Annotated in this window: 25 protein-coding genes and 1 riboswitch; of the genes, 17 read left to right on the top strand and 8 right to left on the bottom strand. The window is 38.5% G+C overall.

Annotated elements, in window-relative coordinates; genetic code table 11:
* Positions 1–7 precede the first annotated feature (7 nt).
* From ACZ42W_RS10650 to ACZ42W_RS10640, 3 genes are all read left to right on the top strand, one after another.
* Positions 8–1,273 (top strand): methionine gamma-lyase family protein, encoded by a 1,266-nt coding sequence (locus tag ACZ42W_RS10650; RefSeq protein WP_464170636.1) that lies wholly within the window; start codon positions 8–10, stop codon positions 1,271–1,273.
* 10 nt (positions 1,274–1,283) lie between these two features.
* Complete coding sequence (gene lepB / locus ACZ42W_RS10645; protein ID WP_464170634.1) at positions 1,284–1,841, top strand: signal peptidase I; 558 nt, start codon at positions 1,284–1,286, stop codon at positions 1,839–1,841.
* Between the two features lie 73 nt (positions 1,842–1,914).
* Positions 1,915–3,000 (top strand): D-alanine--D-alanine ligase, encoded by a 1,086-nt coding sequence (locus ACZ42W_RS10640; RefSeq protein WP_464170632.1) that lies wholly within the window; start codon positions 1,915–1,917, stop codon positions 2,998–3,000.
* Positions 3,001–3,069: 69 nt separating this feature from the next.
* On the opposite strand, the gene lexA is transcribed toward ACZ42W_RS10640, so the two are convergent.
* A complete protein-coding gene (gene lexA / locus ACZ42W_RS10635; RefSeq protein ID WP_464170630.1) occupies positions 3,070–3,684 on the bottom strand; it encodes a transcriptional repressor LexA in 615 nt (204 codons plus the stop codon).
* Positions 3,685–3,851: 167 nt separating this feature from the next.
* Here lexA and ACZ42W_RS10630 point away from each other — a divergent pair, with 167 nt between their 5' ends.
* The 4 genes from ACZ42W_RS10630 to ACZ42W_RS10615 all read left to right on the top strand — a co-directional run bounded on the left by ACZ42W_RS10630 (position 3,852) and on the right by ACZ42W_RS10615 (position 6,459).
* Positions 3,852–4,181 carry a LysM peptidoglycan-binding domain-containing protein gene (locus ACZ42W_RS10630; protein ID WP_464170628.1) on the top strand — a complete coding sequence of 110 codons (330 nt, stop codon included), beginning with the start codon at positions 3,852–3,854 and terminating at the stop codon, positions 4,179–4,181.
* A 77-nt stretch (positions 4,182–4,258) separates the two neighbouring features.
* A complete protein-coding gene (locus tag ACZ42W_RS10625; protein ID WP_464170626.1) occupies positions 4,259–5,074 on the top strand; it encodes a M23 family metallopeptidase in 816 nt (271 codons plus the stop codon).
* A 130-nt stretch (positions 5,075–5,204) separates the two neighbouring features.
* On the top strand, positions 5,205–6,182 hold the full coding sequence (locus ACZ42W_RS10620; protein WP_464170624.1) for a D-alanyl-D-alanine carboxypeptidase family protein: 978 nt from the start codon (positions 5,205–5,207) through the stop codon (positions 6,180–6,182).
* A 43-nt stretch (positions 6,183–6,225) separates the two neighbouring features.
* Positions 6,226–6,459, top strand: a complete 234-nt coding sequence (locus ACZ42W_RS10615) for a hypothetical protein (RefSeq protein WP_464170622.1) — start codon at positions 6,226–6,228, stop codon at positions 6,457–6,459.
* A gap of 1,459 nt (positions 6,460–7,918) precedes the next feature.
* Here ACZ42W_RS10615 and ACZ42W_RS10610 read toward each other — a convergent pair.
* The 5 genes from ACZ42W_RS10610 to ACZ42W_RS10590 form a co-directional block, all read right to left on the bottom strand.
* Positions 7,919–8,341 (bottom strand): FMN-binding protein, encoded by a 423-nt coding sequence (locus tag ACZ42W_RS10610; RefSeq protein WP_464170620.1) that lies wholly within the window; start codon positions 8,339–8,341, stop codon positions 7,919–7,921.
* Between the two features lie 38 nt (positions 8,342–8,379).
* On the bottom strand, positions 8,380–10,059 hold the full coding sequence (locus ACZ42W_RS10605) for an FAD-dependent oxidoreductase (protein WP_464170618.1): 1,680 nt from the start codon (positions 10,057–10,059) through the stop codon (positions 8,380–8,382).
* Positions 10,060–10,251: 192 nt separating this feature from the next.
* Positions 10,252–11,622 (bottom strand): helix-turn-helix domain-containing protein, encoded by a 1,371-nt coding sequence (locus ACZ42W_RS10600; protein WP_464170617.1) that lies wholly within the window; start codon positions 11,620–11,622, stop codon positions 10,252–10,254.
* 448 nt (positions 11,623–12,070) lie between these two features.
* A complete protein-coding gene (locus tag ACZ42W_RS10595; RefSeq protein ID WP_464170957.1) occupies positions 12,071–12,259 on the bottom strand; it encodes a transposase in 189 nt (62 codons plus the stop codon).
* A gap of 149 nt (positions 12,260–12,408) precedes the next feature.
* Positions 12,409–12,690 (bottom strand): hypothetical protein, encoded by a 282-nt coding sequence (locus tag ACZ42W_RS10590; RefSeq protein WP_464170615.1) that lies wholly within the window; start codon positions 12,688–12,690, stop codon positions 12,409–12,411.
* 697 nt (positions 12,691–13,387) lie between these two features.
* Between ACZ42W_RS10590 and ACZ42W_RS10585 the strand changes: the two genes are divergently transcribed.
* The 6 genes from ACZ42W_RS10585 (at position 13,388) to ACZ42W_RS10560 (ending at position 19,592) form a co-directional block, all read left to right on the top strand.
* Positions 13,388–15,133 carry a sigma-54 interaction domain-containing protein gene (locus ACZ42W_RS10585; RefSeq protein WP_464170613.1) on the top strand — a complete coding sequence of 582 codons (1,746 nt, stop codon included), beginning with the start codon at positions 13,388–13,390 and terminating at the stop codon, positions 15,131–15,133.
* A 339-nt stretch (positions 15,134–15,472) separates the two neighbouring features.
* On the top strand, positions 15,473–17,800 hold the full coding sequence (locus tag ACZ42W_RS10580) for a molybdopterin-dependent oxidoreductase (protein ID WP_464170612.1): 2,328 nt from the start codon (positions 15,473–15,475) through the stop codon (positions 17,798–17,800).
* The gene (locus ACZ42W_RS10575) at positions 17,790–18,128 is read left to right on the top strand and encodes a 4Fe-4S dicluster domain-containing protein (RefSeq protein ID WP_464170610.1); all 339 of its coding nucleotides are present in this window, start codon (positions 17,790–17,792) and stop codon (positions 18,126–18,128) included. The genes ACZ42W_RS10580 and ACZ42W_RS10575 overlap by 11 nt, the downstream gene beginning before the upstream one ends.
* 133 nt (positions 18,129–18,261) lie before the next feature.
* On the top strand, positions 18,262–18,384 hold the full coding sequence (locus ACZ42W_RS10570) for a zinc-ribbon domain-containing protein (protein WP_464170608.1): 123 nt from the start codon (positions 18,262–18,264) through the stop codon (positions 18,382–18,384).
* Between the two features lie 177 nt (positions 18,385–18,561).
* The gene (locus ACZ42W_RS10565) at positions 18,562–18,906 is read left to right on the top strand and encodes a hypothetical protein (protein WP_464170606.1); all 345 of its coding nucleotides are present in this window, start codon (positions 18,562–18,564) and stop codon (positions 18,904–18,906) included.
* 80 nt (positions 18,907–18,986) lie between these two features.
* Complete coding sequence (locus ACZ42W_RS10560) at positions 18,987–19,592, top strand: hypothetical protein (protein ID WP_464170604.1); 606 nt, start codon at positions 18,987–18,989, stop codon at positions 19,590–19,592.
* Between the two features lie 1,247 nt (positions 19,593–20,839).
* Here ACZ42W_RS10560 and ACZ42W_RS10555 read toward each other — a convergent pair.
* Positions 20,840–21,193, bottom strand: coding sequence for a hypothetical protein (locus tag ACZ42W_RS10555; RefSeq protein WP_464170603.1), 354 nt, complete (start codon positions 21,191–21,193; stop codon positions 20,840–20,842).
* Positions 21,194–21,210: 17 nt separating this feature from the next.
* Positions 21,211–21,333: a hypothetical protein gene (locus tag ACZ42W_RS10550; RefSeq protein WP_464170601.1), complete on the bottom strand. Its 123-nt coding sequence runs from the start codon at positions 21,331–21,333 to the stop codon at positions 21,211–21,213.
* A 622-nt stretch (positions 21,334–21,955) separates the two neighbouring features.
* On the opposite strand from ACZ42W_RS10550, the gene ACZ42W_RS10545 reads away from it, so the two are divergent.
* The 4 genes from ACZ42W_RS10545 (at position 21,956) to ACZ42W_RS10530 (ending at position 25,269) form a co-directional block, all read left to right on the top strand.
* The gene (locus ACZ42W_RS10545) at positions 21,956–22,102 is read left to right on the top strand and encodes a hypothetical protein (RefSeq protein ID WP_464170600.1); all 147 of its coding nucleotides are present in this window, start codon (positions 21,956–21,958) and stop codon (positions 22,100–22,102) included.
* Between the two features lie 55 nt (positions 22,103–22,157).
* Positions 22,158–22,242, top strand: a riboswitch (cyclic di-GMP riboswitch).
* Positions 22,243–22,324: 82 nt separating this feature from the next.
* Positions 22,325–22,753, top strand: coding sequence for a chemotaxis protein CheW (locus ACZ42W_RS10540; RefSeq protein WP_464170598.1), 429 nt, complete (start codon positions 22,325–22,327; stop codon positions 22,751–22,753).
* A 26-nt stretch (positions 22,754–22,779) separates the two neighbouring features.
* Positions 22,780–23,931: a methyl-accepting chemotaxis protein gene (locus tag ACZ42W_RS10535; protein ID WP_464170596.1), complete on the top strand. Its 1,152-nt coding sequence runs from the start codon at positions 22,780–22,782 to the stop codon at positions 23,929–23,931.
* Positions 23,932–24,606: 675 nt separating this feature from the next.
* Positions 24,607–25,269 carry an acetate uptake transporter gene (locus ACZ42W_RS10530; RefSeq protein WP_464170594.1) on the top strand — a complete coding sequence of 221 codons (663 nt, stop codon included), beginning with the start codon at positions 24,607–24,609 and terminating at the stop codon, positions 25,267–25,269.
* Positions 25,270–25,424 lie beyond the last annotated feature (155 nt).

The raw sequence follows: 25,424 nt of genomic DNA, 5'->3' as shown, positions 1-25,424 counted from the left end.
TACACGGGTGTTTTTTTTAGATAACTTACCAGATTCAATTCTTGAAGCAAAACTTTATGCTGAAAACCTTCTAAAGAAACAAGAGCCTAGAATTCTGGAAATAATGGAGTATAATCATACTAAGGTCTTACAGGCATTTCAAGAAGAGAAGGTAACTACGTATCATTTACAGGGTTCTACTGGCTATGGACTCGGCGATAGCGGTAGAGAAGTTCTCGATCGCGTTATGGCACGAGTCCTTGGCGCTGAAGCCGCACTCGTGCGTGGTCAATTTGTATCCGGAACACATGCAATTGCAGCGGCTTTATTTGGGGTACTCAGACCGGGAGATCACTTTGTTTCTGTTAGTGGAGATCCTTATGATACACTAGAGGAAGTGATTGGTTTACGGGGCAAAGGACAAGGAAGCCTCATGGATTTCGGGGTATTCTATGATGCAATTCCACTGAATGATGAGGGAAAGATTCAGTACTCCTTATTCAAAGACGTTATTAAGCCCAATACAAAAATGCTCATTGTTCAGCGTTCCAGAGGGTATACTTGGCGAAATGCCCTAGACATTGCTCAAATCTCAGAACTTGTTCAATTCATTAGAAAAAATTATCCTCAACTCATCCTTTTTGTGGATAATTGCTATGGTGAACTAGTAGAGAAGCTCGAACCTGGGGATGTAGGAGTCGACCTAATCGCTGGCTCACTGATTAAAAATCTAGGTGGTAGCCTAGCCCCTACAGGAGGATATATTGCAGGAAGAAAAGAACTCGTAGATAAAGCCTCTTGTAGGCTTACTGCGCCTGGAATCGGGGGAGAAGTGGGTGCGACCCTTGAATGGCAGCACCACTTTTTTCAAGGACTTTTTTTCAGCCCACTCACAGTGAGTGAATCGATTCGTGGTTCCATCTTTTCTGCTGCCTTTTGGCAGGCTTTAGGCTTTGAAGTCAACCCGCTTCCTGAAGCTCCTCGTACGGATCTGATACAAGCTGTAAAGTTAGGTTCCAAAGAGAGAATGATTGCCTTCTGTCAAGGATTACAAAAAGGTTCGCCAATTGACAGCCATATCCTTCCAATTCCGGCTGGAATGCCGGGGTATGAAGATGAGGTGATTATGGCCGGTGGAACCTTCATTCAAGGGGCTACAAGTGAGTTTTCTGCAGATGGTCCGTTACGGGAACCCTATATTGCCTATCAACAGGGCGGAGTATCCATGACCTATGTCAAGTTTGGGAACATCTTAGCGGCTCAAAAACTTTGGGAACAGGGATTACTTAAGTGAGGTGGACATCGTGGAAAATGAACATGAGCTTAGGAAGCCTGAAAAAAGCACGGCTCGCTATATCTTAGAACTCATCGAAATTGTTATTATAGCTTTTGCTTTATCTTGGGTGATTCGTACCTATGTCTTAGAAGCAAGAGTTATTCCGACTGGCTCCATGTTACCAACGATTCAACTCCAGGATCGAGTCATCGTCGATAAGTTCTTTTTTAAACACTTTGGTCAGCTTCATTCAGGAGATGTTATTGTCTTTCACCCTCCAGCAAGTGCGCACGCTTCTGACGACTTTATTAAACGACTGATAGGGTTACCAAGAGATACTGTAGAAGTACGCAACCACACAACCTATATTAACGGTCAACCCCTTTATGAACCTTATATTCTTGAACGACCTATAAAAAATGTAGAACCTGTAAAAGTTCCTGAAGGGTCAGTGTTTGTCATGGGGGATAACCGAAATAATAGTGCTGATTCTCGTGAATGGGGTTTCTTACCTATCGAAAATATTTCCGGGAAAACATTATTCCGTTATTGGCCATTTGAACGTTTTGGTGCGCTTGCCCGTTAGGCGGGTGCCTTTTCTTTCTTTTTGCATATACATAAAATGAACTAAAAATGCCGAGGGAGGATGGGTACATATAATGACACGTACAAAAATCATAATTTTATTTGGAGGACAATCTGGAGAGCATGAGGTATCCTTAAATTCAGCTCGCTCTGTTTTAAAAGCCATTGACCGTTACCAATATGATATTCAAACTGTAGGTATTTCCAAAGAAGGACAATGGTTCTGGGGAGTAAATCCTGAAGATTGGCAACAAGATCCAACCCCTCGGGGAATTCAGGTAACTCTGGTGCATGACCCGTCTAATCCACATTTTCTTGCTTTAGACGGTAGCAAGCTTCCAGACGAGGGGAAATTTAATTTGATCTTCCCAGTCCTACATGGGCCCTTTGGTGAAGATGGTACGATACAGGGTTTGTTCGAAATATCGAACATCCCTTATGCAGGCTCTGGAGTATTAGGTTCTGCCTTAGGAATGGATAAAGACCGTATGAAAGCTGTCTTCTCCGAAGCAGAGCTTCCTCAAGCAGCATATCTTACATTACTGAGGACGGATTTTAAATCTGACCCAGAGAAAGTCATAACCAATATTGAACAATCCTTAGGCTATCCCTGCTTCGTCAAACCAGCAAATCTGGGCTCGAGTGTAGGTATATCGAAAGCGCATAATCGAGCCGAACTTCAAAACGCCTTAGAACATGCTTCTCAATACGATCGCAAACTTGTCGTAGAAGAAAATATCAATGGCCGTGAGATCGAAGTCAGTGTACTTGGAAATGACGAAGCAAAAGCAAGTATCCCTGGCGAAATTCTTCCTGCACATGATTTCTATGATTACGATGCAAAATATTTAGATACAGGTTCCCGCCTGCTTATTCCAGCACCCCTTGATCCAGATGTTGTTTGTAAATTACAAGAGATGGCTGTTAGTGCTTTCCATGCGGTTGAAGCCTCTGGCCTTAGTAGAGTAGACTTTTTTGTTACAAAAGACGATCACATCTATATCAATGAGATTAATACACTGCCAGGGTTCACGCAGATATCCATGTATCCGAAACTTTGGGAAGCGAGCGGAATTCCCTACACCGAACTCATCAGTCGCCTCATTTCGCTTGGCTTTGAGCGTTTTGAGGATAATCGTTCCAGGAAAATTTCAAGATAAACGCCTTTAAATAGAAGAGGACTTGCCATTGGCAAGTCCTCTTCTATTTATTATTATCTATTTAGTATTCTAGTGTAATAATCTAAATACACCAATCACTTTCCCTAAAACGGAGACATCTTGGGAGTAAATCGGCTCCATCATTGAGTTTTCAGGTTGTAAGCGTATGAGGGTCTTTTCGCGAAAAAAGCGTTTGACTGTAGCTTCGTCACCAATCAAAGCCACAACGATTTCTCCATTCCTGGCAGTGTTTTGCTGGCGTACCAAAATCAGATCGCCATCCATGATTCCCGCTTCGATCATACTTTCACCCTTGACTCTAAGCATGAACACGCTATCAGAGTTAACTAAATCAACAGGTATAGGGAACGTATCTTCGATATTTTCCTGTGCTAAAATAGGTTGTCCTGCCGTTACCCGACCGATGATGGGTACAGATACCGTCTTTTTCTCGTTCACATCACTCGAGCTATCTAGGATTTCTATAGCACGAGGCTTTGTTGGATCGCGGCGTATGTATCCTTTTTCCTCTAAAGTTTGCAAGTGTCCATGAACCGTTGAACTCGACATCAATCCCACTGCATCACCAATTTCACGAACAGAGGGAGGATACCCCTTTTGACGAATGACACGTTTTATGAATTCTAAAATATCTGTCTGTCTGTGCGTTAAATCCGGATACACACTAGTCCCTCCCCACCATATATTAACTTCATTTTAGCATTAACCTCAAAAAACTGCAAACAAATGTTCGCTTAACTATTGACGAACATCGACTTCCTCACGTATACTGTTCCTAAGAACTTATGTTCGTATATTCATCATTTAAGGGAACGTATAGGAGGGTTAATATGAGTACTTGTTCTTCACTTCGTCAATACCGCAATCGAAAAGCACAAAGACAATTTCTTTCTTCCCTCATTCTTATCCTGCTTTTTCTCTCTAGTTTCGTATGGTTTTATTGGGACTGGCAGCGTGCTAACGACAGAGTAGAGGCATTAATTTTTCAACCCCAAGTGGTACAGACAGGAGATACTCTATGGTCATTAGCTGAAAATGCGAGACTAAAAATAGATACACGTACACTTGTTCTGGAAATCATGGATTATAATCACCTAACTGATGCCACCATTCGCACAGGTCAAGTGATATACACTCCCATTTCGCAAAATAATCCCTAATCCTCTCACTCTGCTTCTAAGGTTTTGATTCTCCCCATAAGTATGCACTGAAGAGGGAAGAGGGGAGATGAGACACGATGATTAAGTCTCTTATAAGGTTAAATAGTCATAAATTATGGCCACTTCAAATTTTAGTTCTTCTTATCGTCGGATTAACCTCATGGAAAGGTATACATAGAGCACCTCCAATTGCACCAGACATTTATCCTTACTTAACAAGCCTTTCCACCGAACTTGTCTTGAAGTGTCAAGTCGAAGGTGAGAAAATCTCTCCAACAGGATGGGCCGATTTACTTGCTCTGAAGAGCAGCCTCCCTGAAGTGCAACACTCTTTCGTTATTAAGCAATTACATTCAGGAATTTCATTCACGAAACTTTCCTGGAAATCCGAAACTATTCAGGTCCAAACGGACAAGATTAAGCTAATCAAAAGACGAAGAGAAATCCTCTTGACCCAACCTTACTTTGAACCTTCCCGTTTTGACTTTCCTGTTCAAGGAAAAACGTGGTACGAAAATACGTTTGGAGCAGATCGTGAAGGGGGAGCAAGGAAACATGAAGGAACGGACTTGTTCGGTCCTGAAGGAACACCCCTAATCAGTGTTTCCTCAGGGCAAATCGAAAAGTTAGGTTGGAATAGACTCGGAGGTGAACGAGTAGGGATCAGGGGAGAGGATGGAAATTATTATTACTATGCTCATCTGCAATCCATTGAATCTGGCTTAAAAGTCGGTCAAAAGATAGAAAAGGGAGCTCGAATTGGGACAATGGGGCATACCGGTGATGCCCTGACTACTCCAGATCACTTACATTTTGGAATCGAGTTGCCAAATGGAGAATGGATTAATCCTTATTCGTTCCTCTATGTTTGGCAGCATCTAAAAGGACTATAAACACTAACTGAAGAAATTCAAAGGTGTCAAATGATATTTATCCACGAAAATTTTTATGACTTGCTCACAAGTATCAAATTCTTTATAATATAATTGTTAACCGAACACTACAATTTTAAGAAGGTATACTATGCGTAGGAAAATTCCTAAAAGAATATGCTTATTCATTTTAGCGATTATCACTTTCGGGATAATCGTTCTTCCATATGTCCCTGGACAAGCTATCGCCTTGCAGGAACAAGTTGGTTCTTCCACCATAAACTCACCTAGTCTCGCTGTATCGGATAAGAAAGGCTCTTCACCAGCTGAAACGTCTAGTTATTTAATGCTAAACGTACGAACAGGAGAGAAGCTGTTAGCTGAAAACGATGAGGTTCAACGCCAACCTGCAAGCACAATAAAACTCCTTACAGGTATAGTAGCTATGGAAAAACTCCATGAAAATGATCTTATTCGGGTAGGAGAAGAGGTTCGGAATACCGAAGGCTCACAGCTTGGTCTCCAGCCTGGAGACCAAATTCTAGTCAAGGATCTCTTAACTGCATTATATGTAGAGAGCGCGAATGATGCTGCAATCGTTTTAGCCGTCTCTGCCTATGGCACTATGGATGACTTTTTAAATGCAATGAACCAATACGCAAGCAAAATAGGTAGCACAAATTCCAAGTTTAGAACCCCAAATGGTTTACCAAATCCTGACCAATTCACGACTGCTCATGACCTTGCACAAATTGCCTTAGCGTTTGTTAAAAAGGAAGAACTCATGAAATATGTCAACATGAAGGAGGCCACTATAGAGTGGACTCGCTCAAGTGGTTCTAAGCAAAAAAAGCTCATAAAGAATACGAATCAGCTTCTTGGAATATACCCAGGGGATATTGGCCTTAAAACAGGAACGACAACTGAGGCAGGTCAATGCCTTGTAACTTATATTACTAGACCTGATGGTGATATTTTATTAGTTTTATTAGGAAGCAAACAACGATATAAGGATACTATTGAATTATTAGACCAAGCGATGGCAAAGATTCGTACTCGTTCAGCGCTAAAAAGTATTACGAGTCATCCAGACTCCCTAGTTACCGCGCCAGGCTTTTTTGCACCTTAGCATGCAATCTAGCCAGAAACATTGAATATTGGAGTGTTTTAATATGAAAACTTATGGTGAACCCTGTATACTTGAGGATCGGCTTTGTACAGAATGTGGAGAGTGCGATCGTTGTGAATTAAGTCCAGAAAAAATCTGCGATAATTGCTGCCAATGCATTGATTCTAAAGCTGAGTATGTAGGTATTGAGATTGATGATATCTTACTTAATACTGAGGAGCCCCAAACTCAGCATCAACTCAGAAAATCATTTCGAATTAAGTCAAAAAATAAATAAGTACAAGAGATGATAGGGATAAAAGATTAACCTTCTAAAACCTAAAAATGATCGATTGAAGTAAGGCGAAGAGAGTGTTAAAAAATTTAATTTTGGGTCCTATAATGAATATTATGTCAAGTTGCTAATTGATACGGGAAAGGGGTATACTATTTACAGCCCAAAAGATTCTGACCATCAAACAAACTTTTGGGTTATAAGTGTCTCTATTTTTTATTCTTTTAGAATTTACTATTAGTAAACATCAGTAATCGTTTCTCTGCGAATTTTTTCAGACATTGTTACTGCTTCAATAGCAACAATGTCGGTCGATGGGTCTGTTCACAATCCCAGCTATAAAACTCAGCCTCTAGTAGCCTCTTTAAGGCTTTCAAATTATGAGACTGGTATGATTCATCCAACAGCAGAATCTTTAACAATAGGATTTATACAAAAGATTCAATATCAGTAATGTTGATTAGAGTTTGACTGCAATTAACCCTTTGTATAACAGAGCCTTTAGAAGCCTCTGTAACTTTTAAATCTATTAGCGAGTATACTTGCAGTTAACCAGCCTTACGAGTTAACTACAGAGGTTTGCGAATACGTTAATTTCGTATTTATGGATTGGGTCTAGTCCTGGAGCATTTTTGTTTCTCATAACCAATTACATTTTAGATTCAATTTTTATAAGCGAAGTGTTACCCCTTTTAGCTAAGTCTCTCTAAGAAACAACTCTGCACTAAATATCGTTTTAGTGCAGAGTTGTTTCTTGTGATCATCCATTAGATTAGATCTTGCGTGTGTTATATACCCTACGTTTTTAGCTAACCTAAAATATTGAATGGATTTACGGTAGACATTAAATTGCTTCTCCCTCTTCCCCATTTGCCATATACATTTAGCTACCTTTCTATTACAGACAATCTAGTCCCACCCCGTTACTTCACTCTAAACTTTACGTCTCTTCTCTTTTCGTTCGGCATAGCTCCCTTTCTCTTCTCTTATGATGACGGAAGGTTCGTAATCCACTGTCAAAATATCCCAGGATGTTTTGTTTAAGGAAATTCGTAGTATATGGAGATTACGAAACTCGATATAATTGGTTTATATGAATATCTTATGACTTCACCATTTTTACCATTTTCCATAGATAACTTTCCTTAGTCTGCTGAGCCATTGTCGTACTTAAACGTTTCTCGTTGGACACAACTACTCCTATTACAATAGCAAAAGAATTACGATTCAATGCTCAAGGTGTACAGAGCCTTTGATATTAGGCGAACACTCGGAGATCGACTGGCGGCCCTGGACCCCATGAAATGGGTTATGAAAACGCGGTTAGACAGCTCTCCCCCGCCAATGAATGTGACTAATTTCTCTGCAAGACCTGTTTTTTTGAGCCCAATGTTTAAATGTTAATTGTAAATATTCATTTAAGGAGGGGAAATTTTCAGAACAAAATGGGACAGGGGAAAACTTATTTTGCTTTTTCTAATGCACTGTTTACAGCGTCGACGATTGCTTTAGATGTTATAGAAGCACCTGATACTGTCTCTACTTTAGTTGATTGTGCTTTTACAATCTCACCTGGCAATGTATCTACTGCCACGCTTCCAACGCCTTCTGTTTCGTTGTGAGAAGTTACCTTAACTTCTGAGATTTTACTACCAGCTACTTTTACGGATACTTTTACTTCTCCATGTATTCCTTGACCAACACCATCATATACACCATCTTTATATGCACTGGCTTTAGTTGCTGTTTCAGTCGATGGTTTAGGTGTTGTATCAGTCGAAGGTTTAGCTGTTGTTTCAGTCGAAGAACCACAGCCTACTGTCGTAAATAATAGTGATAAAAGAGCAATTGATAACACAACTCGCATAAATTTAATATTTTTCATTTTCTTCTCTCCTTAAAACTAAAACTATATGATTCATATTATTTCCCTGCTACGATTTGTCCTGCTAATCTTCCGAATGTAATGCTTCGTCCACTTGCACACCCAATCAGTAATTCAGGATAGTTATCAGTAAAGTATCCACCACTATCATTTCCAGCAGCGTAGAGACCTTCAATGGGCTCTAAATTTGTGTCTAGTACTTGTAGATTTGTGTTGATTCGCAATCCGTCTAATGTGCAAAGGAGTTGACCCCCTAAAAGGCTTGCTCTAAAAGGAGCTTTTTCTAGGGCAATCATACGATAGCTTTCTTTCCCAAAATCTTCGTCGATACCTTTTTTGCAAAGTTCATTATAACGCTTCACTGTTTCTACAAAAGTAGCTCCAGGCAACTTTAGTTTCTGTGCTAACCCTTCTAATGTATCGGACTCAACGATAATTCCAGCGGGTAAATATTGATCCTTGTGCATTGCTTCTGTTGCATTTTCGTCAAAGAGCATCAACTTACTTCCAGATTTGCTGTACTGTAGTCGAGAACAGCCGATAGTATGGAATTGTCTAGTGTGTTCCTTCCAATTTGCATCCCAGATCATGCAGTATCTATCACCGGGTTCAATACTTGCTGCGTGTATTATGAAATCGTATGGGATAGATTCATTTGAAAATCGTTCGCCTTTTAAATTGACTTTCAGGAATGGCTGACTTCCCATATGGAGCCATGCTCCCTTAGTGAGATCTTTTCCATCTGCGCCGACTGGAATTGCTGCTCTGTCAAATATCATTACAGTGCCAATGTCATCTTTTGCAGCACCAACCCAAGTAGCCGCTTTAATTCCATCTCCTTGGCTTCCTACATGGCTAGCTGTCCCAACACAACTTTGGACTGCAAGGGGATTCATATCTTTCAACATTTCCATATTGTTTGAATAACCACCTGTACTCAGAATCGTACCTTTACTAGCCATAATTTTTACATGACCGTCTTTAGTTTTTGCTATGACGCCTGATACTCTACCTTTATTATCGTTTTCGCGAATCAATTGAACCATTTGAGTCTGAAGTACTATATTTACTCCCAACTTTTTGGCTTTTTCCTTAATGATCTGAGTCGATTCGATTGGTTTCTCATCATTTTGAATATTGTGCTGCATTGCGAAGGTTTTGTACGCACCGTGCTCAGCTACACCCGTATCTGTCTCCAAAACCATATAAGCTCCGTATTCTTTGACCACATTCTCCAACCAATCTACTGTCGGACCACTATTGTCAGCCCAGAGTTTCATTAATCTTTGATCGACTCTATGGGAAGCGTATCGGGATAATTCTTCAATAACTTCAAATTTGTTGAGATTCACTCCAGCTTCTTTTTGCAACCGTGTACCAATAGCACCGATCCACTCACGGCCCATGCCCACCATTGCATTTCTCTCAATAACAGTTACTTTAGCACCCTTTTCCGCTGCGGCACAGGCTGCAAAAAGACCAGCATTCCCAGCACCGACGATAAGAACCTCTGTATTAATGGTACTTGCAAACTCCGTGATTGGTTTAGGAGGTGTTCTCCATGAAACTTGCTTTGTTACTTCATTGGCCGTTTGATCAACCTTACCACTTGTCTCTTGAGTCGAACAAGCACTTAAAAGACCAACCGTTGATACACCAACAGTACCAGCTACTGCCCCTTTTAGGAAATCACGGCGACTGAACCCTTTCTTCTCCATATCTTTCCTCCTAATTAATTTATTAGGCTCTCAGCATTTGCCAAGTTAGATGGAACAAGACTTTGTACTTGAACCATCAATAACAAGTTCATGTAAATTATGTAACAATCGTCTGCAAAAAAAAATGACGATATTACAGCCTACGCAAGAACTTCTTCTGTAATATCGTCAATATCTGTTGAATTAGTGTGGTTAAATAAGAATGTGCTTTATTTTGGCTCCATTTAATTTTTCGCTTAGATTATACGCACAACATTTTGCTTCATTTAATTCTCCAGGATTTTTGCAGATAAATTGAAACTCCCAGTTCTTCATTTGTTTTAATCCATAATACCGCTCGGACTTCTCAAGGATAAATTCAAATCCTTCCCTGTAAGCTTGAACTTTAAGAGCTTCCATTCTCACCTGGATCTGCAAATCCAATCCCATTTCGTGAACCTGCATAATGAACAAATCAATTGCGCTCCACTCAGGAAGCTTATCCTCTCCATTTTTTTGATCCGAAAGGTTTGCTGTGGAAAATAAATCAAAGGCGACAGAACAATTTTTAAACGTATCATCTAAAAAAGTCATTTCTTTCAACATTAAATACTGTTCATAGATTCTAGTATTCATTTTTGTATCTGCTAAATAATCTTCATAAAATTTATGTGCGAAATGTTCTGCTTGTTCAAGCTCCAAGACTTCAATACCCATCTCACTATTCTGGTACTTAAGCCAATCTTTTTTCCATTCGATCGGTTTTTTACCATACCAGTGCTTGAAATTTTTATAATAATATTTTACATCTGAAAATCCGCAATCCTCTGAGATACCCATTAATGTTTTATCAGTAAACACTAGTAACCTTTCCGAATACAAAGCACGCTCAAAATTAACATACTCTCCAAAAGCTAGATCAATCAATTCTTTCCACATATGTGTGAAATATGTTTTGCCAACTTGCTCGAACTTAGCTATGGTGTCTAAACATATATTTTCACCCAAGTTGTCTTTCACGTAACCAACAGTCCTATGAAATCGATCTAGTTTCTCACTGCTGATATAGCTTACATCAGGCCATACATAGTACAAGTAATTATATTCATAAATGGCCAGGGAGATAAGACGAATCGCAACTTCACTTAATCCTTTCTCTTTGACCTTGTCATTCTTGTTCAATTGAAAGAAAGATTCAATTAAGTATCTCTTGAAGCTTTCTTCTCTTATCATATTTATTTCTTTAACTTTAAATTCTTTCCCTTTAAAAGGAATGTTTCTGAAACTTATGTTCTCTAATACTTTGAAGTAACTCTTTAATTTATCAATATTAAGAGAAAGAATTTCAACAATACAAGATTCATCATTACTCCACATAGCGTGAATTTCATTTTGATTGATGAATATAAACTTGCCTTCATTGACTTTATTTACTTCAAATGCTCGTTTCACAAAAAGTGTTCCTTTTAACGTAAGGATTATTTGTACCGAATTAGGGTGATAATGAAGTGGCGTTCGTTTTATCAGTAAAATATTTGCTTTCATATATTCATTTTGGTCATAAATAATAAGTTTTTCACTCATATGGTATCCCCTATCTGCAATACTGGAATTCTTCTCATATTTCTTCACAAATCACAACATAGAGTTACTTAAACTCATCTGTAGATTATTCCGTTAATCTAGCACAATTTCCTTACAAAATCTACTATGTTCGGAAGAAATACAATTAAAAAAGGCCAGCGTGGATATTACTGGCCTTGCGCAAGAAGACCATTGGTTACAGCAATTTAGCCTCTGTATCAGCTTTAAAGCCTTTTATTGCAAATCTCAATTATCTTGCGAATTGATACTCCCATTTATCTACATCTCATTAAAAATGGCTACACCTTCCCCTACCCCAAGATTGTAAATGTTATTAAGTTCTCTAATCTCTATGGGCTACTAAAAACCAACTCGGCCTTATACTTCAGCAGATATAGTCCTTTTAATAAAAGCCTTACCATTTCTCGTTGAGTTGCAAAATGTTTTTTCAGTCGTCATATAGAAACAATTGCATGATATTCGATGCGATAAATATCAAATATAGCACAGCCTCTACTGCTCTCCCTCCATGCACAAAGCAATGCTCTAAGCCACATTCACGTTTCAAGTTATTAAAAATCGAGTTCTCAATATCCCAACGTGCTCTGATTACTTTAAACAATCTCTTAATCGCCATGTCCATTCAAGTCGTCACTATCATAATTGTGTGCGCTGCTTGCTATTATGTTTCATTGCAAATTTTACAAAACGCAACGGTTGATCCACGTTGTCCATAGTGAATGTTGACTCGTAAACCTCAACTCTCTCAAATCCCTTTTCGCACTCCTAAACTTCTACTGCCTCCGTCTTATTTACCATCTTTCTTGCTAATCGCAAACTATTATTGTTATTGTTTTTTGCTCGGACAATTGCATCAATACCTAAATTCCTGCAGTGGTTAATCCAAACGGAATTACAGGCAAGAGCATCATAAACGACAATATCAATTAATTTCTTATGACTCTTCCCTACGTTTAACTCACCTTCATCCTTTGAAAGAGCATCTTGTCCGGGCTTGAACATCTCAAAGTCAGTCACCAACTTGGGGCCCATCCCTACGGTTGACATGACTACACCACTATGGAAACAATAAGTCTTTTCTCCTTTGGTACTTTTCAATCATTCTGAACAGCTTTTCTTGTTGCTCCCGAAGAATTTTGTTCCATCTATAGCGACCACAGTATATCCGTCAATGGTTCCATTTTCAAAAACCTTATTCGCAACTGCCTTTTTTACGATGTGTTGATTGATTTGTTTTAGTCCGTTTATATCTATAAGTTTAAGTGTATCTCTAATGGCTTCAACCTGCTTCAGCTTTTTATCCTATAGCAAGAAACCAAAAGCACAGGTAGTATAACTTGACCTGTGCCATAAGTTAGGTTGACTCTTCCGTCAGACAGTTTATCCAAACCACGTTCAATTTGGTAAACATTCTTCATAAATCGTATTAAATTTTGCGAAGTAGTTTTTTCTCATTTCATCCTCTCTCCCCTCTGATTTTAGAAGAAAGAGAGGGCTCACTAAAACTCTAAAAAACTCCGAATTTGATACACTTTAAATTATACCAGTGAAATCAATAGTTTGAATGTGGTTGAGGCTAAAGTACTGGATTTGTGGAATATTATGGGGTATTATATTTAGGTAAGCGCTTTAATTACGTTTATTATATTCAGTTAATAACATTTCTGATTGTTTACATGTATAATTTGCTAATTCTAAACGCGTAAATATTCACAAAAATGACATCAGCAGAGGAGGATAACAGTTGTATATTTATAACGCATCTGATAGTCCTAATTTAACTGGTAATGATATCATTTCACTTAACCATTGGAACGAAATTGCGCAAACTCGTCGGATTTTTTTTGAAAAAAATCAAACGCTCATGGAATTTCACACCTTAAGTAAAGAAATAAAAGAATCATGGATTAAATCCCGTAGAGCGGGAATCAGCCCTTCTCAAATTATTATGGGGAAGAAGTTAAGTCAACAAAGGCTAAATCAGGTTCTCGATCAAAATGACTCATTAATTGAGATTGCCGAAACACAAATTCAAATGCTTAAGCCTATTATAATGCGCTCAAATTGTGGTATATATCTATTTGATACGAATGGAATAATGATGTATTCACTGGAGAACGATGAATGGATTAAATCTGGGCCGTTTACTGAGCGAGGAGTGTGCTACGGTGAGAGTGACATGGGGACCACTTCACATGTTTTATGTATGCACTTGAAGCAACCGATCCAGATCATAGGACCGGAGCATTACTTGCAAATCTTCCATAATATAGTTGCCTCAGCGGCCCCGATTTTAGATGGAAAAGGAAATATTCTAGCAGAATTAGTTTTGATAAAATCCGTGTTTGAAAAACAATTGGATGAAATTAGTTTCCAAGAAAGTTTAATGTATACCCTGTCTATAGTAACAGAATTAGCGGCAGCCATTGAAGACAAATTTAAGTCTAAACACAGTAACAAAACAACGATGCTAAACAATAAACAGGATAGCATATCAAACGTAAAACTCGATAACACTACGGAAATAGATTTTAAAGACATTATTGGTGATAGCAAGGAAATTAAACAAACTATTAACTTAGCTAAGAAGTTTACTAATTCTGAAGAGAATGTATTATTAACGGGAGAGAGTGGCACAGGTAAGGAGCTTTTTGCCCAAGCAATTCACAATGCATATCGTCCAAAGGGGCCTTTTGTTGCTGTGAACTGCGCGGCAATGCCTAGGGAACTAGTTGCGAGTGAACTCTTTGGATATGAGGGCGGCAGTTTTACTGGAGCTGATCGTATTGGAAGACAAGGGAAGATTGAGTTAGCTAACGAGGGAACGCTTTTTCTTGATGAGATCGGCGATATGCCACTTGACCTTCAGGCCATTTTACTTAGAACCCTGGAGGACAAGAAAGTGATAAGAATAGGTGGTCAGCATTACAAGAACGTTGATTTTAGAGTCATTTCTGCGACAAACAAAGATCTCAGAAGAATGATCAAGGAGAACAAATTTCGCGAGGATCTATTTTATCGTCTCTGTATTCTCCCTATCCAAATTCCCCCTCTGCGTACACGAGGTAATGATAGCATAGTGTTAAGCCAATATTTTTGTGATAGATATTCCCGTAAAGTCGGTAAAGAGAACATTAAGATAAGCGCTGAAGCCCTAGAACTGATTAGAAAATATGATTGGCCTGGCAATATTCGACAGCTCAAGAACGCTATAATCTATGCGATAAATATTACAGAAAGAGATGTTATCGAAGCACGAGATTTGCCTGAACTTGAAAGAGAGAATTATTCCGTATCGCTTGATTTTGGTATAAACAATCAGGAATTGGTATCTCTGCGGGATTGGGAAAAGGTCGCAATTGAAAAGGCCTTGTCTTTGGTAAATAACCGTGCAACAATTGCCGCAGACATATTAGGAATTGGAAGATCTACAATGTATAGAAAGCTCAAAGAATACAAAATCATTGTTGATTTTGAAGGTGATAAGTAGCTTGTTTAATCAAATATTCATCTTAAGACCGGTCAAATAGACCGGTCTTTTGCGTTTGGGTAAATGTCTAATGTCTTGTTTTGAATCCCAAAAATAGAAAGAACACTTTATTGGTAAGGAAACTGAATGGAAAAACACTGTTAAAATCACTATTTTATTTGCCTTTCCTTCTTTATTATTATTGGCATATATCTTGCAATTATAAAAAGTGTAACCGTAAACAACGGCAAAATTTATATTCGAGCCGAATTACTTTATAGGAAGGAGGAAAATCTTTAGTTCATCGATGTTGTTAATAACAAGATAATTTTGAAAAATATTTGCTAGGAGGGAAATTGAATGTCTGAACACAAGAAATATCATCTTCCGTTGGAATGGCAAGAAGGCGAATATACTGTCCACCGGAATCATCACTGGTCTGGCCCAGGTTGCCATAATGCCTGCGGTGTTCTTGTCTATGTTAAGGATGGAAAGGTTGCCAAAGTTGAGGGTGACCCAGAAAGTCCCTATAATCAAGGAAGACTTTGTATGCGTTGCCTGAACATGCTCGAGGCCTATTACCACAAAGACAGGGTTAAATGGCCCCTCAAGCGTGTGGGTGAGCGCGGTGAAAATAACTGGGAAAGAATCACTTGGGACGAAGCCTTTGATATTATTGAAGATAAAACAAATGCTATTAAAAAAGATTATGGTCCAGAATCAATCGTCTGTCTGGAAGGAACCGGACGCAATGTCAATTGGCAAGTGCCAATGATGGCCTACACAGTATTTGGCACTTCGAACTTCGGGCTGGGTTTCTTAAGCGGAGATGCCTGCTACCTGCCGCGCTGTGCAGGAATGTACGCCATGCAAGGCGAAGCAACTATAGCGGATATGTCTCAACAATTTGAGAAACGCTATGACGATCCCACCTGGAAGTGCCCAGAAGTAGTATTAATCTGGGGAAACAACCCGATCGTCAGTAATGGAGACGGTTTCCTTGGTCACTGGATTATCGATGTCATGAAGATGGGTGCAAAGTTAATCGTTATCGATCCAGAAATGACTTGGCTTGCTTCTAAAGCAGATTATTTCCTCCAGGTAAGACCGGGAACAGATGGAGCGGTAGCTTTAGCTATGCTCAATGTTATAATTAACGAAGAACTCTATGATAAGGATTTCGTGGAAAATTGGACCCACGGTTTTGAAGACCTTAAAGAACGCGTACAGGAATGGCCGGCAGAGAGAGCAGCAGAAATCGCATGGGTACCTGCCGAGACTATTAAGGAAGCTGCCCGCTTCTATGCCAAGGCCAATCCGGCAGCACTCCAATGGGGTCTCCCTATTGATATGCATCCAGACGGTATTAGTTGTGCTCAGGCTATCTCACTTATGATAGGAATCTGCGGCAACTTCGATGTACCGGGTGGAAACATTGTTGCACGCCAAGGTCGCAACGTGGCTATTGGTTATATGACTGGCTGTGAATTTGTACCTGAAGACGTTTGGGCAAAACATTTGGTTGATCCTAATACGCCAATGCATAGTCAAGGGGTTATGGGTACTGCCCAAGGCGATGCGATATTAGAAGCGATTGAAACCGACAAACCATATCCCGTTCGCATGCTCTGGTTCCAAAGCACAAATCCAATCGCAAATATGGGAGCTGAAGCACCAAGGATTTATGATGCAATTAAGAAAGTAGACTTTAATGTGGTCGTTGACTACTTCATTACGCCAACGGCTGCGGCATGTGCTGATTTATTTCTACCCTGCGCAATGGGCAATGAGCGAAACAGTTTAAGACCTTGGTGGTTCCCAGTCCGTGCCATTAACAAACTTACCCAATATGAAGAATGCCGATCTGACGAACAGCTTATTGTTGATCTTGGTAAGCGTCTTAACCCTGAATTGTTTAAGAAAATGGGTTGGGATACAGATATTAAATTATTAGACTGGGTCATTAACGTTCATAATCCTGAGTGGAATTGGCCGGAAAAATGGAACGGAACCTGGCAGGAATTGCATGACGAACACATTTCTTTTGATGATTGGGTTTATAAGAAGCATGAGACTGGCGGTCTTCGTACCGATGGTGAACCAGGGTTTAATACCCCAACGGGTAAAATGGAATGCAGTAGCTTAGCGCTCGAATCATTCGATGTTGATCCTGTGCCTTATTGGAATGAGCCACCTGAAAGCCCAGTTTCTACGCCTGTATTGGCAAAAGAGTATCCGTTTGTCTTTACTTCCGGTCGTCGTTCCTGGGAATTCTTCCATTCGGAACACCGTCAGTTGCCCACGATGCGTGAATTCCACCCTGATCCTATCGTCACTATTAATAACGAGACGGCTTATAGTTTGGGTATCACAGATGGCGATTGGGTATGGGTTGAGAACATGCGCGGAAGAATGAGACAAAAGGCAAAACTGAAATCTACAATCCATCCGAAGGTTGTCAGTGCTGAGCATGGCTGGTGGTTCCCTGAACAAAAGGGTAACAACTTGTTTGGAGTATTTGATTCCAATGCTAACAATCTGACAAAAATGGGTCAGTATGGCGCTACAGGGTATGGTGCCCCCTACAAATGTACGATTTGCAAAATTTATAAAGCTACCGAAGAAAACAGTAAAGTACTGCCTACAGAACAGGTCACGAAAAAGGGAGGTTTTGGTTATGTCAAGTAAGTTCGGTCTTTTAATTGACTATGAATTTTGTACAGGCTGTCATACCTGTGAAGTAGCATGCAAAAAGGAACTAAACTTACCCACAGGACAATTTGGGATTAAACTCCTTGAAGATGGTCCTCGTAAATTAGAAACAGGTAAATATGAATGGAGATATATTCCAGCACCTACTGAGCTTTGTAACCTTTGTGGAGATCGGGTAACAGCCGGTAAACTTCCGTCTTGCGTACAACATTGCCAATCCAATGTTATGACTTACGGGCCAATTGAGGAACTTGCAGCAAAAGCTACCGCTAAGACTAAAATGGTATTGTTTACTGTTAAGTAACGGGTTCTAATGGACTTGAAGGCCCGGTCAGTTGGCTTGGCCTTCCCTTGGAATAAAAGTGTAACCCCTAGATAAATTAGTAGTTTTCTTCTCTCAGCTCAGATTAAAAAGGTAATTAAAAGGAGAGATCATTATGCCGGAAGTTCCATTAAATACAACTGTGCCCGTAAGATGTCCTGAATGTAATAAACTTAATCCTCAGGGTACAAAGATATGCAGAAAATGCGGCGCTGATTTGACAGCAAAAAAAGAATAACTCTACGCTGTTGAAAATTAATGATTTGATACCAGCCTTGGTTATTTCGTTAATCGAAACGGATGACTGGATATTTTGTGAGTAATTGCTGAGAAAGACTGTGTTAAAAATAGTCTCTTGTTTTTAACACAGTCCCTTGAATCAAATCTGAAGAATTGTTGTATTAAGGAGGACATTATGAACTGCGGTGTTTGCAGACCTTTTTGCGGCAAATGTAAACCACCAATGGTAATGCCACTCTATTGCAGTGAATGCGGAACTTATACTTTCCGTTCAAAAGCTGTGGATAATAAATGTAAGAAATGCGGAAGCGAACTGCCTGACCCTGTTTACATCGTCGTAGAATGTTTACGTAGTGGGATGTTGTGTGCAAACGCATGTGGAAAATCCAAGATTCCTCCAGATGATGGCATCGTCAGGAATTGTTTGCGCAACACTCCCCCGCCAGATGATGCTGTGATTACGCTCTTTCCAACAAAAATGTCCAGGTTATCTATCCGGACTCCTATTTTATTATTATGACTCGATTCATACAATTGCTTGGTGCACATTGGCAATCACAAACTACAAAATATTAGAAAATATTTAGAGGAGGTTTATTTATGGAAAAAAATTGGGCAGATCCATCAGCATTGGGAAACTTGGTAATAGGATTATTAATATTTTCTCAAACATTCTTAATGTATGGTCTAGTTGATCCCCTTGCTAGAATTGCTATCGTTCCATGGATACTGACAGCCTTTCCTGTACTTCTGATAGTAGTCGTTATCCAATTACGGATGGGTGATCTTGTTGGTGGTACATGCAACGGTTTATTAGGAGTTGTTCTTATGGGTCAGAATTTTGTGAAAGGGCTCATTGATTTATCCTTTGTCTTAGCGGGAAAATCTGTACCCCAAGGAATGATCATGGGCGGCTATACCGTTGATGGAATGGCCTATATAGTTGGTGGAGTTATATTACTTTTTGTCGGGTTTCTTGCTTGTTTCCAAAGTAAATTGGCTGCTTTAGCGGTTTGGGCTGCTGGAATTGGTTTCATATGTATAGGGCTTGCCAATTTTGGTTTTCCTCCAGTTCTCGGATTCATTGGCGTTTGTGGAATAATGATCATCGGGTTATGGTTAGTTTACTCTGGAATAGCTACTACTGTGAACTCTACTCTTCAAAAATTAGTCCTTCCTATGGGTAAACCTTTTATAAACATATAAGGATAATATTTACTCAAACGGATGTAGCTTAGTTTAGCGCGTCCTAACTAATCCTCTTAGAATTTTTGCACATTGAAAATATCCTTACAGGATGTGTTAACGATAACCTGTATTCTTTTAAAAATGAAAATGCAGACTCACGGGAAAGGAGGTGATATTGATATGTGTTTTCGTCCCCCCTCAACAGGCAAGGCAAAAAAGTGTCCTGCTTGCGGAACTTTAAACCCCGCAATAAAAAAAGAATGTGTAAAATGCAAAGCCCCTCTTGAAGATAATCCAGAGCAAACAAAAGAACAAAAAAACAAATAACTAAGTCAGGGTAAAATAACACATTTAAATTATTATAAACAAGGTTTACTCGATTCTTGATGATTAGAGTAAGCCTTTGTCATTAAATTGTCGTTATAGCTTTCTTAATCTGATTCTTCTTTTTCTTATCCCTGAGCCATTACTTCCTCGATCAACGCCTTAAATCCAGGTAAGGCTTTTTCAATGGTTTCATATGCTACACAATAAGCAATCCGTGCATAGATGGGAAAAGGTCGCAATTGAAAAGGCCTTGTCTTTGCTAAATAACCGTGTAACAATTGCCGCCGATATATAAGGAATTGGAAGATCTACTATGTATAGAAAGCTGAAAGAATATAACATCATTGTTGATTTATAAAGGGTGAATCTGGATCTCTGAATTAGATTAAAGTTTAAATGGAGGTTGAAACTATGGAATATAAATGGGCAGATCCTGCATTGGGAAACATGATAATAGGCTTATTAATATTTACTCAAGCATTTTTTTAATGTTTGGCAAAGTTGACCCATTAAGTAGAATTGCTCTTATTCCGTGGATACTGACTGCTTTTCCAGTGCATCTACCAGTGCATCTACCAGTGCATCTAATAGTAATGCTTATCCAGTTTCGAACGGGTGATTTTGATGCAACGGTCTCTTGGGAGTTGTTCTTATGGGGCAAACTTTTGTCAAAGGGATAATTGATTTATCCTTTATTCTAGCAGGAAGATCTGTTCCACTTACACTTGCTCCACTGTGTAATATGCATCAGATAATTCCATAAACTACAAGATGAAGTGGATAATTAGTTTTCATTTTCCTCCAAATAGAACATAATATAATAATAGGCCGCCCTCCCCAAAAACCTGCTTCGCTTTTGGGGAGGGCGGTCGGTGTAACTAGATGGGCGAATGCTCATTTTCTCTTGATAAACTGATATTAACTAATTCGCATTAGTTTTAAAGTCCTCTATGCCTCTCGCTCCGAGTTTGTAATCTACCTTGCAATGCCTCATCAATAAGACCAATAAGTTTTTCCTTATCTGCTTTTAAAGTACCCTCAATAGGCACATAATTGGAAGCATGGTCACTTGTAAAATGTAGGTTATTAAGCTCGATATTTTCAATCAGCATTTTTGTTTCTTCAAGACACTCAGTTTCATTCAGCACCTGAAATTTACCATGTTCAATATCATTGTACAAGTGCTGGTCTTTACCATTTATGCCGTTTATATTATTATTATCTTTTTTTGCAACAGAGCCAAAAAACAGGACAGCCAAAGCCGTCCTGTGAGATGTTAAATAATCAATCATGATAAGGATCTGTATTTTCAATTAGTTACGATATCCGTTTTTTCCGCTATTACTTTTGACTTTGGTGTTATTATTCCTGGTTTAGGATTATTTCCTGGTGGTACGAATTTTGTATTGTTGCTTTTATCTAAGGTTGCCATGTTTTAATCTCCTTTACATTAAATCTAAATTTAGTTTCTGCAAAAGGCAGAATTCTAAAACGTTAATTTATGCCATTAAAGTGATGGCAATAAGTAAGATTTTCTGCTGCTTCTTTGTCCTCTAGATTAATAGTTAATTGAATAGTAAAAATATTTCCATTGGAAGTGATAAATAAGTTTCAATGTTTCAATGTTTTAGGTCAAACCTTAGCACGGGTTCATCGGGCTAAGGTTTGACACTTATTTAAACATTTTTTTGCAACTGAGCCAATACTATCATTGCTAGTATTTCTTATCTGAGCATTAAATTAAAATAGTTAACTTATAGAGCTAACATCTCGAAACTATCTAAGGTTTAAAATGGGACACAAAGTTCTCACATATGATGATTCCTGTCCCACCCATCTCAGGGATCAGCCAAAAATGGGCTATTTTTCTTTGGCATAGAAAATGCAATGGAATATAAACGTTTGAAATGTGTAAAGATACTAAAGCAATGGTCTTTGATTTTCTCATGACAATAGTATGAATATAAGGGCTCTCACGAGTATCTTACCTCATTGGGGAGGGTAGCTAGAGTTGCAGAGTAAAAAGGCATCCTGATCGACCTTATATATACTTTTTGGACCGGATAATAACTTACCAGGAGGCTAATATCGCAACCTATAAATTGGCCAATGCTCTAATAAATGTAGGAATTCACAAAGTTGACCGTATTGCCCTCACCCTCCCTAAGTTTATTTTTTATGCTGTTAGAAAAGAGTTATAGCAATTATTCTTAAAATATAAGACATATTCTTATATTCTTATATGTTTAATTATAACGGTGACAATAGCAAACTTGGCTAAAGCCAAGGACGCAAAGCTATGGGCCTTCCAGGTTATGCTGATGGTTGCCAAGCTATCGAACGTTTTTTTTGTCGCTTTTTTATAGGAAAAGAGTCGTTTTTAAAAACAAAGATACCTTAAACAAAGAGAAGGAGGCACTTCATTGGATATTGATCAACTCATTGTTTTCACTTTAGGGGAAGAAGAATATGGAATTGATATTTCTTATACAAAGGAAATTATTCGAATACCACAAATTACGAAAATTCCCAACACGCCTGCATTTATGGAAGGAGTTATTAATTTACGAGGTAAAGTAATTCCGGTCATTGACCTTAAGAAAAAATTCGGCTTTTCGCAATCGAGAGAAAGTATTGATCATAGGCTGCTAATACTTGATTTAGAAGGAATCAATTTAGGAATTATTGTTGACGATGTTTCTGAGGTAGTCAAAATTGACGAACAAGTGATTGAAAAGCTTAGTACAGAAATTGCTACCATTGGAGGAAATAGTGTCCAAGGTATTGCTAAAATAGACCAACGATTAATTCTATTACTTAATGCTTTGAAATTTAAAAATGAGATTTTTTAGTTAATGATGAAAGGGAGTTATATTTTATGATTTCATTAAACGAATTAAATAGTTTAAAAACATTTGCAGAAATACAAGCAAATTTAGTAAAGAATAGACCCATGTATTTAATTACAGAAGGAGATAAAATAATTTGGAAAAATCCCTCTGATGTTTTTGATATAAATGTCTTAAGTGTCGGTAATACTATGAGTGGTCACACCAGTGCTGTTTTGGCCGCTTCTCAAAATAAGGTATTAAATGATAAAGTCCCGGGATCTGTTTTTGGAATAAGGTTATCAATAAATTCCATACCTATAGTTGATGAAGCTGGCAATGCTATAGGAGCTTTTTCTACTTTAAACCCTAGATTACATCCTATTACTGCTGCATTTGATAAGTTTGCCCCAATTTTGGTAGAGATGTTTCCAGAAGGTGTTATATTGTATATGACTGACTTACAGAAGTATATACACAAACAGTCTTCTAAACTACTTAATTTGCCAGTTAACGAAGTTGGTAATGAAATAAAAGCAGGTGATATTCCCTTCAGAACTATCCAAACAAAACAGATGGTTGTTGAAGAGGTTGATGCCAGTAAGTATGGACTACCGCTTTTAGTTGCAAGTTACCCCTTGTTTGATGAAGACAATGAAAATGAAGTTGTGGATACTTTTGGGATGGTTATACCAAAAAAGACAGCAGCTCAGTTGCGTGATATGACCGAAAATCTAGATAACGGTCTCTCAGGAATTTCTGCTGCATTAGAGCAATTAGCTGCCTCAGCAACACAAATATATACAAATGAGCAGGAACTTAACAAAGACATCAAAGAAATAATTAGTCTTTCAGACGAAATTAATGAAGTGTCAGTATTTATTAAGGAAATTGCGGATGAGACGAAAATGCTTGGATTGAACGCTGCTATTGAAGCCGCTAGGGCTGGAGATGCTGGTAGAGGTTTTGGGGTTGTTGCAGAAGAAATCCGGAAACTATCCGAACAGTCGAAGAGCACAGTTCCAAAAATCAAGAAACTGACAGATAGTATTAAAGCTAACGTAACTATAGTAAGCGAAAAGAGTGAAAGTTCCTTACATTCAAGTCAGGAACAAGCGGCCACTACAGAAGAGATAACAGCGAGCATAGAAGAAATAACTTCAATGGCAGAAGAGTTAAACAGTATTGCTAAGCAATTATAGGGAACCACTCTTCAACTCAAGAACAAAATGCGTTGGTGAGAGAATTTCTATCTTCTCAACCAACGCATTAAATATCTGTTCATCAAATTCTTAAAGCATCGTATCCCCAGAAATTTCGCCTTTATATAAATCGGTAACTGTCAAGATGGTTGTCGCATTTAATCCGAAATATCTTAGCACTTAACCCGCATGGCACCCTGACACTTTACGATTTCTTCAAGCAAACTGCTCCCTCAATTCCCGGGATTGAAACCATGCACATGCTTAGAAAAAACTAAGCAGGTCGAATGACTCCATTAGAAGAAATGGAGTTAATTAAACGTGCCCCTTGTGTCATGAATGTTGGATAGAAGTTATATTTAAAGAACATTTTCACCATATTCTGTTTACATTATTTAGTTGTTTTTTTGCAACAGAGCCCTTTTTTGCAACTGAGCCGTAATTGGAATGTTCCGAGTCTGAGTTCTAGTATTTTGTAATATATATCACTATTTATAATATTGAAAATATTTTAAATTTTCTATATAAATATAATTGGTTCTATGGTATCATTTGCAATAGAATTAAATCAAATTGGATTTAACTTTTTTAAAGGGGGTGTACGAAGATCATATAATTGCTAAATACTTATTCATTAATAATTTTAACGCAATAATTAATAGGGGGTTCTTGCAAATGAATATTCAAGAAGTAAAAATCAGTTATACTGGCGCAGATCCAACAGCGTTTGGCGTTTTAGGTTTATCTATGGTATGTTTCGTAGCTTCATCTGCCAAATTGGGCTTTACCGATCCTAAAGCAACCGGTTTGCTTTTTGTTTGGGCAGCATTACTAGGTGGTATTGTTCAAATTATGGCTGCAAACATTGACTTTAAAAAGGGCAACGTTTTCGGCGGAACAGTTCTCGGTGCTTATGGTTTTTTTTGGGTAGGTATGGCTCTTTCATGGGCAACTATGAACGGCATGTTTGGCGCAGGCATGAAAGCTGCAGTTGACCCTAAGATGTTAGGAGTAGTATTTGTTGGGTACCTTATTTTTTCTCTTTTTATTACTGTAGCTTCTTTTGAAGTGAACGTTCCTTTTGTAGTAATGTTAGTTCTAATTGATGTGCTATTTTTCTCTCTTGCTGCAGTATCATTTAACATGGGGCCTGTCACTGTGTTTGCTAAACTAGCTGGTTGGTCCGAATTTATTATCTCACTAGTTGGTTTCTATACTTCAGGGGCTATATTTTTTAAGAATTTCTATGGCCGTGATATCTTGCCACTTGGTAAACCGCTTAATATTATCAAGAAGGCAGCACCTACTCCTGTTCATGGTCAGAAAATTAGCGCATAAGGAAACCTACAATTGAGTTTATCATGACTCAAAATCGGCTCCCAACCTATACAATCAGAGGTCAAAGATTAATAGCTGAGAAACAAGGCAAATCGCCACTGTTTCTCAGCTATTTTCAGTAATACCAAAACTAAACCGCCCCCATCAACTTCAGC

This window comes from Desulfitobacterium elongatum (assembly GCF_055378975.1).
The sequence above is the reverse complement of the archived record's forward strand: the minus strand, read 5'-3'. Positions and strand labels throughout refer to the sequence as shown.